This is a genomic window from Campylobacter sp. US50a (assembly GCF_004379015.1).
In the GTDB taxonomy this organism is placed as follows: Bacteria; Campylobacterota; Campylobacteria; order Campylobacterales; family Campylobacteraceae; genus Campylobacter_D; species Campylobacter_D jejuni.
This window is the reverse complement of the sequence record NZ_RYYJ01000093.1, coordinates 1-279: the sequence shown is the minus strand read 5'-3', so window position 1 is coordinate 279 and position 279 is coordinate 1. Positions and strand designations below refer to the sequence as shown.

Annotated in this window: 1 pseudogene; it reads left to right on the top strand. The window is 19.0% G+C overall.

From position 1 onward, the window contains the following. Positions 1-190 (top strand): annotated as a pseudogene (locus ELQ11_RS10505) (hypothetical protein); the annotation flags it as partial. Between the last annotated feature and the right edge of the window lie 89 nt (positions 191-279).

Sequence of the window (279 nt, the reverse complement as noted above, 5' to 3'; positions counted from 1 at the left end):
AGATGAAACAATAAATAAAAATAAAAACAAAGAAATAAATAAAAATTTAAATCAAGATGAAAATTCAAATCAAGAAAACAATACAAAACAAAGCAATACCATTATAGATGATATAAAAGAAGATTTTAAGATTGTATCTAATAATGCTATAATAAATAATACTAACTTTAAAGGTAAAAAAATTGCTTAAAATATCAAAAAAAATTTCTATTATAGTTTTTATTGTATTAGTTTTTATTGCAGTTGTTAGTAGTGTTTATGAGTTTATCCATGAAGCTC